Source organism: Oscillatoria sp. HE19RPO, assembly GCF_024220515.1.
Lineage (GTDB): Bacteria > Cyanobacteriota > Cyanobacteriia > Cyanobacteriales > Laspinemataceae > Laspinema.
The window spans coordinates 34,315-50,076 of the sequence record NZ_JAMXOT010000043.1 but is presented as its reverse complement, the minus strand read 5'-3'; the positions used below and the strand labels follow the sequence as shown (position 1 = coordinate 50,076).

General features: G+C 43.5%; 9 protein-coding genes and 1 pseudogene. 6 read left to right on the top strand and 4 right to left on the bottom strand.

All coding sequences use genetic code 11. From position 1 onward, the window contains the following. The first annotated feature begins 448 nt into the window (after positions 1-448). From NG833_RS05150 to NG833_RS05130, 5 genes are all read left to right on the top strand, one after another. On the top strand, positions 449-1,009 hold the full coding sequence (locus NG833_RS05150; protein ID WP_254564235.1) for a hypothetical protein: 561 nt from the start codon (positions 449-451) through the stop codon (positions 1,007-1,009). Positions 1,010-1,119: 110 nt separating this feature from the next. Continuing rightward, on the top strand, positions 1,120-3,237 hold the full coding sequence (locus tag NG833_RS05145; RefSeq protein ID WP_254564234.1) for a hypothetical protein: 2,118 nt from the start codon (positions 1,120-1,122) through the stop codon (positions 3,235-3,237). Positions 3,238-3,262: 25 nt separating this feature from the next. Further along, positions 3,263-4,474 (top strand): DUF1822 family protein, encoded by a 1,212-nt coding sequence (locus tag NG833_RS05140; protein WP_254564233.1) that lies wholly within the window; start codon positions 3,263-3,265, stop codon positions 4,472-4,474. A gap of 39 nt (positions 4,475-4,513) precedes the next feature. Continuing rightward, the gene (locus NG833_RS05135; protein WP_254564232.1) at positions 4,514-6,838 is read left to right on the top strand and encodes a CHASE2 domain-containing protein; all 2,325 of its coding nucleotides are present in this window, start codon (positions 4,514-4,516) and stop codon (positions 6,836-6,838) included. A gap of 116 nt (positions 6,839-6,954) precedes the next feature. Further along, positions 6,955-7,692, top strand: a complete 738-nt coding sequence (locus tag NG833_RS05130) for a DUF928 domain-containing protein (protein ID WP_254564231.1) — start codon at positions 6,955-6,957, stop codon at positions 7,690-7,692. Between the two features lie 384 nt (positions 7,693-8,076). Here NG833_RS05130 and NG833_RS05125 read toward each other — a convergent pair whose 3' ends face one another. Genes NG833_RS05125 through NG833_RS05115 form a run of 3 tightly spaced genes read right to left on the bottom strand, consistent with a single transcriptional unit; the run spans position 8,077 to position 14,849 of the window. Further along, positions 8,077-10,257: a CHAT domain-containing protein gene (locus tag NG833_RS05125; protein WP_254564230.1), complete on the bottom strand. Its 2,181-nt coding sequence runs from the start codon at positions 10,255-10,257 to the stop codon at positions 8,077-8,079. A gap of 36 nt (positions 10,258-10,293) precedes the next feature. Continuing rightward, positions 10,294-10,932, bottom strand: coding sequence for a hypothetical protein (locus NG833_RS05120; RefSeq protein WP_254564229.1), 639 nt, complete (start codon positions 10,930-10,932; stop codon positions 10,294-10,296). Further along, positions 10,884-14,849 carry a ShlB/FhaC/HecB family hemolysin secretion/activation protein gene (locus tag NG833_RS05115; protein WP_254564228.1) on the bottom strand — a complete coding sequence of 1,322 codons (3,966 nt, stop codon included), beginning with the start codon at positions 14,847-14,849 and terminating at the stop codon, positions 10,884-10,886. The genes NG833_RS05120 and NG833_RS05115 overlap by 49 nt, the downstream gene beginning before the upstream one ends. A 197-nt stretch (positions 14,850-15,046) precedes the next feature. On the opposite strand from NG833_RS05115, the gene NG833_RS05110 reads away from it, so the two are divergent. After that, positions 15,047-15,196, top strand: coding sequence for a hypothetical protein (locus NG833_RS05110; protein ID WP_254564227.1), 150 nt, complete (start codon positions 15,047-15,049; stop codon positions 15,194-15,196). A gap of 66 nt (positions 15,197-15,262) precedes the next feature. Here NG833_RS05110 and NG833_RS05105 read toward each other — a convergent pair. Continuing rightward, positions 15,263-15,733 (bottom strand): annotated as a pseudogene (locus NG833_RS05105) (hypothetical protein); the annotation flags it as partial. Positions 15,734-15,762: the final 29 nt, after the last annotated feature.

Genomic DNA, 15,762 nt, shown 5'->3' with positions numbered 1-15,762 from the left:
CGCAATGCTTGCGCCCTCCGGAGGGCGCAAGCATTGCGCCCCTACAGATACCTTCCTTTCAGTTGAGCGTTTGAAGGATTTATATTTTGCAATCCCCTTATGCTCTTACACCTGTGAGAAAAGATTTGGGCGACTGATTGAGTGTCAGTTTTAGTAAAAAGTAGGTGGAATCTTTTGATAGAGACTCAACGCTCCTAAATTCGTTAGTACCTTATCTAACCTGCGGAATGTGTAATGTAGGTTGAATTTGAGCTGATTTCCGGAGTTTGATCTGCCTGCGGGACCTCTCTTTTGTGTGAGTTGCAGCTTGGCAATTTGACTATTCCTAGGGATTGAATTGCCCCAAATCTTTGACCGGCAAGGAGTTGGGACGAATCTCCCCAAGGCGTGCATAACTTTTTGATTTTTTTCCCACTACACAGATGTAGGCGATTTAGGAAAGAATCAGATGGGAACCACCCTGGCCCGGATAGAGGCGTACCTTGACGCCTGGAACTGGAACTACATAGTCGATCGGGCGAATTTGCGAATTATTACAGCGGTTCGTTCAGAAGTTGTCAATCCCTTGCAGATTGTGATCGAGTTAAAGGAACAAGGCAGATTTTGCCGAATTTATGTGCCGCGTCTCCTCCATTTTTACCGGCATCCTTATCGAGAGTTGGTATTGAGTACCCTGCTTTCCCTGTCCTGGGAAACGAAAATGCTCAGGTGGGAGTACGATGCTCTGGGGGGAGAAGTTCGCGCTGGCATTGAATTACCTCTAGAAGATGCAGAACTCGAATCAGGACAGTTTTACCGCTGCATGAGTGGTTTAGTCCAACTGATTCAAGATGCCTTGCCGCGACTCAAATCGGTGATGGCGACGGGAGTTGACCCGGTGCAATGTCAACGGGGAGAGCAAGTCTTGCTGATGCTACAAGAAAAAATGCCAACGGGATTTTTGAATGAATTAGAGCAAGCGATCGCTACCCATCATTCCCATCCAAAAATCAAACAATCGATGGGTTAACTCCAGTGGTTCCTCTCTCTCCTCTATTTCTATATCGCTCACTTGTGCATTATACTGTTCGTCAGGGTCTCTACTCAAATTAATTTATGAGTTCAGGGAAAATCAAGACGATGCCTATTCTACCTCACGTCCGCTGCCGCACTTCTCTCGACGAGAAACTAACCACTAGCCTAGAAATTGGCTTTTACCATAACAAGTATCAGCCCCAATGGGTAGTCAAGACTGATGCTCATCGTGCTTTGGAATACATCAAAAAAACCGATGATTCTATCCCAAATCTCTATAAACCCGAGGGTGAACCGGAAGATTGGAATGGATTTGTTATTTATTTAGCTCAACTCTGGCAGGCAGAGCAATTAGCTGGGGTTTATTCGGGACAGCCGAGGCAAAGGGCAAAGGGCTTGAGCAAAAAATATGAACTCTACCCCCTACTCTGTGCTTATCTCGATGAACCCGCTTACCGAGCCGTGGAAAAAACAGCTAAAAGCTGGAAGCGGCTGAAAAATTATACCTGGGAACACTGGTTTTTTCAAGTTCAAGATATTATCAACAACCCCCATGAAATTATTAAGATTGTTGAAAACTTTCTCCGTGCCGCCCAAGAAAACCAGGGAAAAGTTTCTATCGAATTCTATTTTAAACGGGCTTTTGAGTACAAGATTTTAGAGGTACTGGAACAGTTTGGCATTTCCCGAGCATCAGATTGGAGGCTGCTCTGTATGGCTAAAGAAAGCGAATTAAGACAATCTTTACAAACCCAAGGAATTTCCGATGTACTGATTGAACGATATATTTTTGCTTGGGATTATTTTAAGTCGGTTTATAAAGAGAACCGAGTCAACCATCCCCGTCGCAAAAAAGGCGATCGATGGCCGAATCCTCACCGGGAAGATTTTGCCGAAGTTTCGCGGTACTACAATCAAGAAAAAGAATTAACGGGAGTCCCTTTGGCAGTATTTCAAGATACCACCAGAAGCCCAGAACAGATCGCCCAGTGGATGCAGGAATCAGTCCAAGCCTTGCGAAACAGTGCTCTGCTTGATGAAGTCAATATTAACAATCCCGATGTATTAGATCACCTCAGTCTTCAAAAGTCAGTTGTTTCGCCGACTTCTTCCTCAAATCCCTCAGATTTATTGGGAAATGTTCAGGAGATTTTGACTAACAACTTGGAGCAACTCAACTCCAGGTTTACCCAGGCGATCGCTCAGGGAGAAAAACCCGATTATATCGTCAAACTTTTACCCCTGCGCTATGGCATGGGACTCAGCCAACAAGATGTAGGGCAAATTTTTGGAGTTCATCAAAGCCAAATTTCCCGCCGAGAGTCTGACTATATCGAGAGCCTACTTTCCTTATTCTGCCAGTGGTTATCCGATAAAAAAGGCATCAGTTTAGAACAAATCAATCATGATTTAGAGCAGTGGTTATCGGGAGGATATTCTCATCCAAAATTTTCAAACAAAATCCAGAAATTTCTGATAGAGACTCTGGCTAAATCGCTATCCAAGCCCGAACGCACTCTGTTAGAAAAGCACTATCAGAAGCAGAAAAACTTTTTTCAAATAGCCTCGGAACATAAGCTCAAAACTGGGGAAGTAGAGCAGGCCATAGACCTAGCAAAACATCCCTTACGAAGAGTGCTTTGTATCGCCTTGTGGTTGGAGAGATCCACCGACAAACTTATCAGACAATCTTATCAAGATTCCATTCATTCCCCTAACCTACTTTCTGATAAAATATTAGAAGGGGTTGCCACTTTAACCGAGCAACAGCAAAAAATCATCCGATATGTCTATGGCACCCAATTATCTCAGGAAGAGGTCACTCAAAAGTTAAACTGTACTGCAAATGAGCTGACTTGTCAGCTTACGGCATCCCTGAAAGAATTGCAGATAATTTTGCACCTCAAACTCACAGAATTGCTCACCACCACGGTCAAAACTTGGTTAAAATCTCATTATCAAACCCAAGTTCTGCCCCGATTTCCCACCCGGTATCCCGAGGAGTATCAACTTTTGATACTGTATTATCAACAAGGGTTGAAACCTCGAAAAATCGCCAGTCGCCTGAGTGTTGGCTATCACGTTACCGTTGAGGAGGTGGTCAACCAACTCTCTCAAGCGGAAGGGCTATTTTTAGAGGCTATCCAGTATTGGTGCCAACAACAGTTAGCAGTCTCCCTCACCGAGGGGGATTTAGAGAAAGTTCTGAAAAAATGGTTTTAATCTTTTCAAATAAGGAAAAACTGACATGAATGCCAATGTGACCCATCCTATTCCCCCCATTGCTCCCGATGAACTGTATTTTAATCTATCGTTGGAAATGCAGGATCAAGCATGGCAAAAATCTCGATGCCATTCTAACCCCCTTGCTCGAAATCAAGCCTATCTCGGACACTTATGCTTCCAGGGATTTATGAGTTGGTTTTCGGAACGATTTGAGCAGAATTTTCAGTTCGTGGAACCCTATGTCAAACACTTAGAAAGTCTTTGGGAATTTATAGAGGGAGTGCCCCTTGCCTTGGGAAACAATCGACTGGTGTTGATTCCCAGTCAAACCTTGAATCCCGATGATTTAATCGTGCCTCGGGAGTGGATTGATATTCCTGAATTGCGGGCAGATTATTATCTGTCAATTCAAGTCAATTTGGATGAAGACGAAGAAAACTGCTGGATTTGTGTGCGAGGGTTTGTGACGGATGTAGAGTTGGAAAACCGGGCAACCTATACCCGCAGTAGTCGCCTTTATGCTTTATCACCAGAGGATTGGCATCAAGATTTAACTCTCCTCTGGGAAACTCTGGGGATTCATCAAGCTAAACCCGTTTCTCCGTTGCCCCCGATGTCCTATACTACGGTTAAAGATGCAGTGAGAGGGTTGTCCCCAGCAGCATTGCGATCGCCACGACTGCGACTGCAACTTCCCTTTGCCCAATGGGGGGGAATCATGGCAAACGAAACCTGGCGCAAAGAACTGTATCAGCAGCGAGTCAAACCTCCTGCTTTAACCCAATGGTTCCAGGTACAAGGGAGTGCGATCGCCACGGAACTGATTGCGATCGGTTGGCAACTTTATCAAGAGGTTTTTGGCGGGTCCCAATTAGCGGGAACATTCCGACGTGCCCCTGTAGAACCGAAAGCGATGGTGAGTCGGGTGAAACAATTGGAGTTAGGTGAGGAGGCGATCGCCCTGGTGATTGATTTAATGGAGGATACGGAAGGCAACTTGTGGATTTCACCCCAACTGCGGCCCTTTAATCCGGGCGATCGGACCAAATGCTTATCACCCAATTTAAAACTTGCCTTATTAGACGACGAGGGCACCACTCAAGTTGAAGTGCGATCGGAAACCGAGACCAATATTCTCCAATTCCCCCAACCCTTTTGTAGCTCACCTGGGACCGAGTTTGTTCTCAGCATCAGTCTAGGCAACCAGACAATTCTCGAATATTTTACCATTTAAGCATCTAACCGTTGAGGAAACATTAAGAGGACTAGAAGGATGGCAAAATTAGTCAAACTGTCATTAGAGGGAGAAATTTCCTCCGGCTATAAAGTCGAGTTAATTGAGATTTCCGAAGAACAACGGGATGGCAAAGTCCTCATCGAAGGCCTTTGGGGAAAACTCCCTCCAGCCGCCGAGATTTACGAATGTTATCAAACCTGGCAGGATAATTACGAACAACTCGAACAGATTTATCGAGGGAGAGAATTTCGGTTTTTAGACATAGAGAATAATTCAAATGTCTCTTTAGCCAAATGTCAACAACTCTCCCAAAACCTAGAACAGGAAATCAACCAATGGCTAGATGCTCCAGGATTCAGAAAAATTGAAGATAGAATTCGCACTCATTTAAGCCCCGAAGAAAACATAAGATTTCTAATTAAAACCACTGATTATAAACTCTGGCAAATTCCTTGGTCTGCCTGGGATTTTTTTGACACTTATTCTAATGCAGAAGTAGTTTTTAGCTCCTTCGATGCCAAATATGGTGAAAAACCGATTAAAGTCACTCCCAGAACAAATGTCAGAATTTTATCAATTTTTGGCAGCGATGAGAATATTAATACCAAACCGGATCGAGAACAAATCGAGCGCTTAAAATCTGTTGGGGCTCAACCCACTCTGATCCACAAACCCAGTGTGGACAATCTCAGAAATTTGTTATGGGACAAATCCTGGGATATTTTCTTTTTTGCCGGACATGGAGACCGAGATAAAAACTCCCAAAAAGGTAAAATTTATCTGAACTCAAGCGAATACTTAACTCCCTCTGAGTTTAAAAATACTTTAAAAACAGCCATTGTTGATCAGGGCTTAAAAATTGCCTTTTTAAATTCCTGTGTGGGATTAGAAGTCGCTTATGAACTGGTAACCGACTTTAGTATTCCCGTTGTCATCGCTATGCGTGAACCCATTCCTGATGGGGCTGCCCAAAAATTTCTGGAATACTTTTTACTAGAATATGCTGATCATGGGCGTCCGATGTATGTCGCAGTTCGTCGAGCAAAAGAGCGGATTGCCGAAGAGTTGCAGACTGAATATCCTTCTTTAAATTGGTTGCCCGTCGTTTGTCAAAATCCAGCATATATTCCCCCAACATGGCGTGACTTACATAATAAAATTTCATTAAAACAAGCGAGTATAAGCAGTTTATTTTGTACATTTATTGTTGTTATAGCTCGGATTTTGGGCCTATTCCACTCCTCAGAAGTTGCAGTTTATGACTTATTCTTGAGACAAAGACCTCCAGAAATCGTAGATTCGCGCATTTCAATTATTACAATTAATGATGAGGATCTGGACTACCAATATTATGAAAAAGAATTTACTCCGCGATATTCTTTGTCCGAAGAAGCATTTCAAAAAATTCTAAATAAAATTATTCCTTATCAACCCCAGTTAATTGCTCTGGATATTTATCAAGAACATCGATTTCAAAACTTGGAATTATCACAAGCTGTAGAAAATTTAGTGAAGGAAAAAAAAATGATAGGAGTCTGTAGGCTGGGTGATTCTGAGGTTAATAATCGCTCGCTGAGAATCAATGATAGTTTTATTCAGCCCGACAGTGTGGGATTCTCCGATATGCCTTTTGACCCAGATATGCGAATTCGTCGGCAACTCCTCGGTGCTCAATCAACCGATCGATGTTCAACCGGGTTTTCTCTAAGTCTCCGGGTTGCATTACAGTATTTACAAAAAATTCTCAATCAAAGTTCTTTGCTCACGACTTTTCCTGATAAACAACGAGCAGTAAATGGAGTCTTATTCCCGAGAATCCGGTATAATGCTGGCGGATACCAATTACCGTTGAATTCCGCAGAAGGAGGATATCAAATTTTATTAAATTATAGAAATGCAGAATTTGAACAAATTTCCCTAAAAAATTTGTTAGAAGGATTAGAAGAAGAGAGGTTAGAGAATTTGATTAAAGATAGAATTGTTTTGATTGGGGCTATTCATACGGATAAGCATTCCACTCCTTTCATAAATCACCGCACCCAAAATATGTCAGGGGTAGAAATTCAAGCCCATAAAATTAGTCATATTATCAGTGCAGTTTTAGATGGCAGACCACTATTTTGGTGGTGGTCTGATTGGACAGAAAGTTTATGGATTGGGTCTTGGTCTTTAATGGGAGGTTTGTTAGTCTGGAAATTGCGACATCCGTTAACCCTAGGATTGGCAACGATGACGATGATATTCATTTTAGGTGGTGTTTGCTGGGTCCTATTTCTACAAGGAGGCTGGATTCCTTTAATTCCTTCTGTATTTGTGTTAATCTTAACCTCTGGAACATTAATCCTGTACAAATTATCTTGATGAACCGGATTTTATTGAAGTGATTCCAGACCCGCAAATCTACTCTTTTGTCTCAGTCCAGACTTAGATGCAGTAATTTTTTCATACATCCTTGGTAACCTATGCTTGGAAAAATCATGAATATTAAATTAATTTTTAGCCTTAAACAAGGAATTGCCCGCAGTACAATGATTGCCATACTTATCATGCTAATCATCCCGTTACAGGTTTTATCCCTTCAAAAAAATGATGACAATCAAAACTTTGAAGATGAACAAAGACTGAATGATGTTGTTGGAGGAGGAAGTCGAGGCGCTTGTGTCCTAGACTCTAATAGCCCCCGGAGGCTCACGGCATTAGTCCCCGCTAAAATCCGGGGTGGTACTCTCCAGGAACAACCGAGTTTATGGTTTTATTCTCCCTATACTCAGAGTGAAGAAACTCAACTTTTCGCTACGTTTAATATCTTGACAGATGAGCGCAGACAATTTGGAGAGTTCATGCCCATTAAGTTACCGAAAGAACCCGGGTTTTTTAAAGTTTTGATTGCACAAGAATATCCTCTTGAATCCCAAAATTGGTACAACTGGCATTTATCGATAGAATGTAATCCTCAAGATAAAAGTCAGAATATTTCGATTCAAGGATGGATTGCACGACTTGAAGAAGAGAACTATTCAGGAGACTCTGATTTGATTTGGTATGATCGGGTAGATCGCCTTGCCCAACAACTCTGTAACAACCCTTTAGCGGATGAAACTCTCAAAATTGAATGGGAAAATCTGTTAAATTCAGTTGCTAATGACCTACAGGATAATCGCCGTAAATTTTGGGATATACTGATTCCTGAACCCCTAAATTGTCCTCTTTACTAAGCACGGGGGCAAAAATCATTGCATCTTTTGGGACACTCTGGGCAAGGGTTTCAAGGACAAAACTTAGGCATAAACTTCATATCCTATAAGGTTGATTCGCGAATCAACCCTACAGTATATAGCGTTTCTCATGAATATACAGGACAGCCCTCACCCCAAACCGACGGCGGCCCAAAGGGGGAGAGGGGCTTTATAGAATATATAATGAGTTCACCGAACCGCTATATGAGATTTTATATTAAATAATGCGTAAGTCATGACGAAATCAAAATTTGCAATTTATTGAAGGTCTATTTCCCTTATTGTTCAAATCTATTTAAATACTTTAATAGGAGGAAATTTCAAAAATCAATCGAAAATGAAATCCGATTGGATTAACTGGTTCTATAAAGAGTGTTGTAACAAAATAAACGGTGACCAATAATAGGGATGATGATGACGACCCTTCCGATTTTCTTCTGTAATCATGATTTTTTGAGCTTCCTGAAGTGCCTGAGAAAGATTATAAGTTGATTCGGGTAAAGTCGTGGAAAGTTCTGTCAATTTTTGATAAAAATTATTCATCAGAATAGTAGTCGATTCATCACTAACAGACCAAAGAGATGCAATGGTGTTATTAATTCTGCTAGTGACAGTGACTCCGGCAATTCCTAATGCTGATTTACGATCTCCTTTGGCCGTTTGACAAGCACTTAAAACTAATAATTCAATAGGATTTTTACTGGAATCGGAATTAACTTTGAATAAACTATTAAAATCGGCTATGTCAATAATTCCCTGTCCAGCCAAGACAAATGTTAAATAGCGTTGAGAACTAAAATTTCCATGAGTTGCTAAATGTAAAATAGAAAAATTACTCGTTTGAATAGAATTTTTGAGATTAGATGGTGTAAAAGTGTTTGCAAAAAATTTTTGAGAACGAGAAAAATACTGATTGACTTTTGTTATTTCTTCTTCAACATGATCTAAGTTGCTAAAAGAGATATTTCTTTCTGTACGACCTTCGGAAATTCCTGCGGTTAGTACCTGTCTTAATAATTCTTTTTTACCTGAATTAGTTTTTAGTAATTGTAAGCTGCTCACGATTGAAACTGGATTAGTTTCAATTAAGTATTGATGGCTTTCCTTGTCGTATAATGCACCCATTGGGATGGTTTGGAAGGGAATATCCAGAATGAAAATTAATGACTTGTTATTCAATTTAGATTTATAGGGTTTAATCAACCATTGATACATTTCATAGGAAATATCTTCCATTTTTTCATACAAAGTTCTTTGGATTAGTTCAGATTTTAGACTTTTGATGATATTTTTTGAGGTTGATTCAAGCTGGGTAATTGAGTAATGAGTTAAGGGTTGTCCAGCCAAAGCTAATACCACCTCTAATTTTTGAGGCAAAATCATGGGGTAGATCAGGGCATAGTTTGGATCTTTTTGAAAAATTAATTCTAATTTTTCAGCAACCTTCTGTTTAGCTTCGGAAACGCTACGAGCCAACTGAACTTGGGGTTCGGGTTGCAAGTCACATTGCAGAAAATTCTGTAATTCAGCAACTTGCAGGAGTTCGATGACGCCTAAAGCTGTTTGAATGTGATCTTGAGGGGTGACTTCATTCCCTTGGGGGTTTAACAGTAACTCCACTAACTCCCGGTAGACGGGTTCGACCCGATCGCGAAAATCAAACTGGAGGTCCGCATTCATCTCACCCATGCCAGCGGCGATCGCCACTAAATTTTGACGCACCCTTTGCAGCAAATCCACCGCTTCCGTATAATGCCGAATCGCTTCCTCCGTTCTCCCCTCTTCCGTGAGAATTTGTCCTAACTGCCACTCCCACTGATACCTGATATCGATCGCATCCGGTGGCGTCATTGCCACTGCTTGTCGGGTCCACTGTTCCGCTTCAGTCCAGTTCCCTTGCTGTTGTTTCATCCATCCCAACTCGCCGATCGCATAAGCTTCTGCACGTTTATCTGCTAACTCCTGTGCTTCGGCAATGGCAGTTTCTAACTGGTTCTGACTCAATTCTTCTAGGTTCAGTCGGGTTAAACTGCGTGCTAAATGAATGCGATCGTACACCTTCTCCCGATTCAAGAAGGGCAGAATTTCAATCAGTTGAAGAACTTGAGGGGCTAATTCATTCGCCTGTCTCTGTAACTGACTGGTTTCTTCTTTTAATTCTTCGGTATCTTTTAAATCCAATATCAGGCTTAAGTGGTTCACCATCGCTTGAACTTGAGTCTCAGGTTTGGCTGCCGGTGAATTCCAGGATTGTTGATAAAAGTCCTGGGCTGTTTCGTAAAAATTCAAAGCACTAATTTTGGGAAGGTCTTTAAACGGAATTTCGCAAGGTTTTACCACTTGTTCTGTCGTGAAAATGGGTTCGGATGTCTTATCCTTGACTGAATCCAATTGGTCTTTGATCCGCTTGCCGATCGCCTGGGCGGTATTTCCCAATTCCAGGTCAATCTCCGGAATTTCCTTTCCCGCTTCTAAAACACAGTAGGACTGATCCAACACTCCAATCGCCCGATAAGTTTTCCCCAAACTGAGGATGCCACTCAATCGAATTTCTGGTTCAGAATCATTAAGAATTGTGTTTTATAAGTTCTTTAAAGTTTTCAATGCTTCCCGATACATTCCCAATTGCTGCATCGCTTGGGCTTGATTAATCTGGCTGGCAATGACCCATTCTTGTTGGTTAAGTTTCTCATAAATTGTAGTCGCTTCAGCGAACTGTTCTAAGGCATGAGCAGCTAATTCCGGTTGATTTCGCGCTAAATTAACCTGGGCCTCTGTAGTCAAAATTCGAGCATGAATGATTTGATTTCGCTCGGATGTTCCTGGTATCGTCACCTGATTTAGCAGTCTGAGACTTTCCTGAATCGATATTTCGGCTTCATCTAATTTGCTTTGACGCAATTGAGCTAAAGCCAGATAACTAAACCCTAATGCTTTTTCCTCTCCAGATAATAACCCGACTGATGCCCACCAAGCGGTTTCGGCTTCAGCAAACTGGAGATTTTCGTAGAAGCGACTCCCTTCTTCTAAGCGCATTTCCCCGTCAGAACTCGGAGTTTGAGCAACGGTTTCACCCCAGGGTTGATAGGCCAACACTGGTGAACCCCCTTGGAGATTTAAGATAGTAATAGTTGCGAAAATACTGATGAGAATAAATTTCCAACCCCGGGTTAGAAAGGATTGTACTTTACTGAAAAATGGATGCCATTTTCTTGCCATGTTCTGTTTCGCGAATTAATATCAACCAGGGGTTTACCAAAATCTAAACGAGCACTCAATTGATTGCCTAACTCTAACTGGAGTCCCACACCCAGAGAGACGAGAGAAGTTGTATCTGGATTGGGTTGTCCCCCGCTATTCCAGCCGGTACCCACATCCAGAAAAGGAGCCAATTGCACCAACCCATTCCCGCCAGCAAAGCGGAAAACCGGCAAGCGGAGTTCGACAGAACCCAACACCCCATTATCGGTTAATAGGGTATCCTGACGATAACCGCGCACGGAATCCAGTCCACCGAGACCGATTTGTTCAAAGGATACCAGATTGTCGGGGGACAGTTGGACATCCCCACGCACAAACAGCAGGGTATCTCGTCCGAAACTCCGCACCCACTGTCCTTGTCCCCGCCAAGCGAAGAAGCGACTATCCGGGGCATTATTATTTACGGTGGCATCAAAGGCATCTACTCCTAAACTAAAGGTCGATCGCAGGGCCAAAACTTGCTCCGGTTGGCGTTGGGTCCATTCTTGGAAGAAGCGTAAGGCTGAGACGCGCAGTTCCCCATTATTGTTGGCACCGGCAGAGAGGGGGAAGCGATCGCCCAATAAAGAGGTCTCACTTGCTTGCCGGGAAGCGGTCAACCCCAGGGCAAATTCGCGGGTGTAGTTGTTGGTTGCTCTTTGGAAGGGTTGACGCAATGTGAGTTCATATAAACGGGAGTTGGCCTCGATATCCAGACGATCGAAGGGAGATTCGACAATTTGGCTGTTGCCGTTGCTATAGCGGAATCCGAGGGTGGTATTACGGGGAGTGATAGGAACTATATAACTGCCTTCCCAGGTATTGCTACCCTCAGTGCGGGCATAACTGAGGAAGAGGCGATCGCCCAGTCCCAGTAGGTTATTATAGTTACCCTGGACTTGCTGCCGAAAGGTACTCACTCCAGGCGATCGGCGGTTATCCAAAACCAATTGGGTCTCGGAAAAGGGGGACGCTTCAATGATGTTCACTTCTAGTATATTTTGTCCCGGGATAGGGACAGCGCGGAGTTCCCCTTGCACATCTTGGATTAATGGATCGAGTCTGAGTAAGCGTAACGCTTCCACAATTCGGTTCACATTCACGGGTTCATTCCCGATCGCAACCCAGAGGCGATCGCGCACATAATTATTCAGACGATTTGAATTCACCTCAATATCTTGTAACATCCCCGGAACCACGGCAATTTCCACCGTATTCTCCCGCACCGTTTGGGGTGGCAGATAGGCACCCGTCGTAATATATCCCGCTTCCACATAGAGATTGGTAATCGCCGAACGAGCCTCTCGCAGGTCCGCAAACGAGAGCGATCGATTCGTATAAGGCGCTAAAACTTGACTAACTTCCGCCTCAGAAAACACCGAATTGCCAACCACATTAAATCGCGCCACCGTAATCGATTCCGGGATACCCGATGCCTCAGTCCCCACATTTTTCAAACCGGGAGAAAGCGCCTCTCCATCACAACCAATCCCCGGTAAATCTGGTGAACTCTTCTCAACAGCAGCAATCAGAACCACCTCACCCTGCTCATTCAATTGCCAATTCGAGGCTTCTGAAATGCGTTGAACTAGGACAGATTCCCCAAGCGAAAAATTTCCGAAATTCTCCCCAGAACCCTCAGAATTTCGCCCAGGAAGCGGGTCTAAATTATCAATAAAATTACCACCCGAACGAGGTTCCCGAGGCGATGGCGGTAATCCTCCCCATCCCGAAACAATAAATCGACTGCTATTGTCACCACTCCCCACATCACATCCTCGGGGAACCAGCGCAACGGGATTAATCCGGTCCTCTTCCAATTCAACCAATGCAGCAGCCGGGTCAACTTCCGGGCGATTAATGGCCACCACCCCATCAATTCCCCGTTGAGAACTGGCATCAATATCACTATCAAAAGACCGAATATCCGCTGTAGTATTCAGTTGAATATTCCCTCCTCGTCCATCTTCTGCCTGAGCGGTAATATTACTATTTTCTCCCATAACTAGGGTTTGGGTATCAATGGTAATATTCCCCCCTGTGGCAAAATTCGACGCATTAGTTGTAATACTACCACCTCTGCGTAATTGTAAATTATTCGTGGTGATGGTAATATTAGCATCCTCTCCTGCTGCGGTTGTAGCTCGGATACTGCCTTGATTTTCTAAAAAAATATCAGCCGCATTAATTCTAATATTTCCTGCTTGACCTGGTTGGATTTGGCGAACATTTTCAAGGTCCAATACTTCTAAAATCAACCCTAAAATTTCAGCGGGTAGCTCGTCAAAACTCTCTATTTCAAAAAACTGTAATATTTCTCCAAGAGTATCTCCCCTGGCGGATACCCTTGCACCATCTCGGATAACCAGTTCGTTGGTTTCTATCGTTAAATTTCCGGCTTGACCCAAACCCATCGATGAAGCAAAAATTCCACTCGGGTCGCCCTCAGTTCCTGTTCCCGCCAATTTGATAGATTCTGATACCCGAATTATTAAATTTCCACCGGGACCCAATCCAACTGTTCCAACTGCAATTTGTCCTCCTTTATCTACAATGAGAGTTGGGGTTTCTAAAACAACATTGCCTCCACTCCCAGTTCCTAATGGATTATTTTGATTTGAAGAAATACTGCTCGCACGCGGATTTCCTCCTAGATCTTCTCCTTCTCCACTAACTGTAATTGATTCAGAGGCTCTAATATTAATGTCACCGGCTTGTCCTTCTTCAAAAAAGCTAGAGGCAGAAATTTGTCCCCCTTCTTCGAGAATTAACTCACGCACCTCGATATTCAAGGCATTTCCCGGTTGTCCTTCATTCACCCCCGTGGATATCGTTGCGCCATTTCCAACCCGTAACTGTCCCGCATTAATTGTTAAATCAGCCCCGATACCAAAACCATAAGTTTCAGCAAGAATCGCAGAAAATTCACTTAAATTGAGAGAATCAGCAGCATTGATTTCGACAGTTTTTCCAATTTCTTCTCCCTCTGTTATAGATAAAATAACCGATGAATTATTGAGGTTAATATTTTGTCCATGAACGCGGAGTTCTCCCCCACCGGGACCACTAGCATCAATTGAGGCTGCTTCCGTGAGTTGAATATCTTGAAATCCGGTGACATTTTGATAATCGAAGGAGAGATTTTGTGCCGTTGAGGTTAAACCGACAGTGCTACCTGCGCTCACACTTCCCACCTCAATGCGTCCAGATTCTGCAATTAAGTTGCCGCCATTGAGGGTAACCGATGACCCCAGAATTGCCAGGGTATTACCGGGATTCACTTGGAGTCCATCGGACCGATCGCTGCGATCGACTGCACCGAATTCATCGACTTCTAAATTATGACCGATTCCTAATACATTAATGGGTCCGGATGTGGTGCCAAATTGCAATCCAACCGGCGCATTTACGGTGAGGAGGGGTAGGGTTTGGGGATTGGTGGCGCTAAAGAATGAACCATCAGCAAAGACAAACCGATCGCCTGTTGTTGCCAGAAAAGACCCCCCGAGTTGTAGTCGCGCATTGGGACCAAAAACAATGCCGTTGGGGTTGAGGAAAAACAGGTTAGCGTTGCCCTTTGCTCTTAAAATCCCATCAATATTAGAGATAGAACCACCCGTGATCCGGGTGAGAATTTGGTTGATTTGATCCGTGTTGTTGAATAATGCTTCGGTATTTGTGGGGACAGAAAATTCTTCAAAACTGTGGAAGAGAGTCCCGCCGGTGGTGGAGGTCCCGCCTTCAATAATAAAGGTGTTGCCGTCTGGGGTGACGCGGGAATTTTCCGGTAACGTGCGATCGGGGACAATTTGCGCTGAAGTTCGAGTGGGTGCTATGGCAAACCAGCAGAGGGTTAAGCTGACGGAGAGGACGACGGGGAAAAGGTGTGGTTTCATCAATAGCGTCATGTAAACATCGGGTACTGATGTTATGGGAGAAAAATCGAAAAGTTATGCAGACTGAGAAAAGGCCCGGATCCGGATAGAAAGCAGACACCCAGGCGATCGCCTGATATCTAAGGGAAGATTAATCCTTTGATGCCACTTTTGCAACCCCTGCTCAACTCTAGTTTGGCGTACAGGACCCTGGCATCTTGAACCAGCAACCGGGTTGTGGCATTGATATCAAGGGAATTCACCGAAAAGTCACCGGAAAAAACCAGGTTCGGTGCATCGGTGATAATGTAATGGTTTCTGGATATTGGGGACCTCGTAGCAGCCAAAGGGCGATCGCGCTGGGTTGAGAGTCAAAAAAAGCGATCGCCTTGTAAAAAAGAGGGCGATCGCTTTTAAAATCCCTAACCTAATTCTCAATTATTGCGGAATCTAGTTAAAATTTCATCCCGCGACAATTGCATAATTAACTGAGTCCGTTCCAGAGGCGGCAGTTCAATTAATCCGTCAATAATTCTGGCTAATTCAGCATCAACTTCCCCAAACTTCACCTGAAGCATACTTTCTACCATCAACCGTTGTCCCTGTTGATTCCCCTGTTGGATCCCCCGTTGAGTAGCATCTTCCAGACGTTGCAAATACAGTGGCGATAGTTCCATAATTAACTCCTGGTCATCCGGTTCTAAGTCTTGGCGAACTTCTAAAATTGTCCGCAGATTATACAGTAATTCTAGCGCAGCTAACTTCCAAGGATTATCATCCGGTAACCCTTGGAGTTCGTTAACCGCTTGTTGTTGCACTCTTCCCTTTCCTAATAGTCTCAAAGACAGGGTTTCTGGGGTTACCGGCAGTTGGTGGATGGCAATTAGGCCCATTTTTAACCCCCTAGGGCGTCGGTACAGTAAAGGTTAGAAAC

What these genes read in the sequence shown, in the direction of transcription:
- NG833_RS05145 (WP_254564234.1), top strand. Translation starts at nt 1,120, where the DNA reads ATGCCTATTCTACCTCACGTCCGCTGCCGCACTTCTCTCGACGAGAAA.
- NG833_RS05115 (WP_254564228.1), bottom strand. Translation starts at nt 14,849, where the DNA reads ATGAAACCACACCTTTTCCCCGTCGTCCTCTCCGTCAGCTTAACCCTC.
- NG833_RS05150 (WP_254564235.1), top strand. Translation starts at nt 449, where the DNA reads ATGGGAACCACCCTGGCCCGGATAGAGGCGTACCTTGACGCCTGGAAC.
- NG833_RS05120 (WP_254564229.1), bottom strand. Translation starts at nt 10,932, where the DNA reads ATGGCAAGAAAATGGCATCCATTTTTCAGTAAAGTACAATCCTTTCTA.
- NG833_RS05130 (WP_254564231.1), top strand. Translation starts at nt 6,955, where the DNA reads ATGAATATTAAATTAATTTTTAGCCTTAAACAAGGAATTGCCCGCAGT.
- NG833_RS05135 (WP_254564232.1), top strand. Translation starts at nt 4,514, where the DNA reads ATGGCAAAATTAGTCAAACTGTCATTAGAGGGAGAAATTTCCTCCGGC.
- NG833_RS05140 (WP_254564233.1), top strand. Translation starts at nt 3,263, where the DNA reads ATGAATGCCAATGTGACCCATCCTATTCCCCCCATTGCTCCCGATGAA.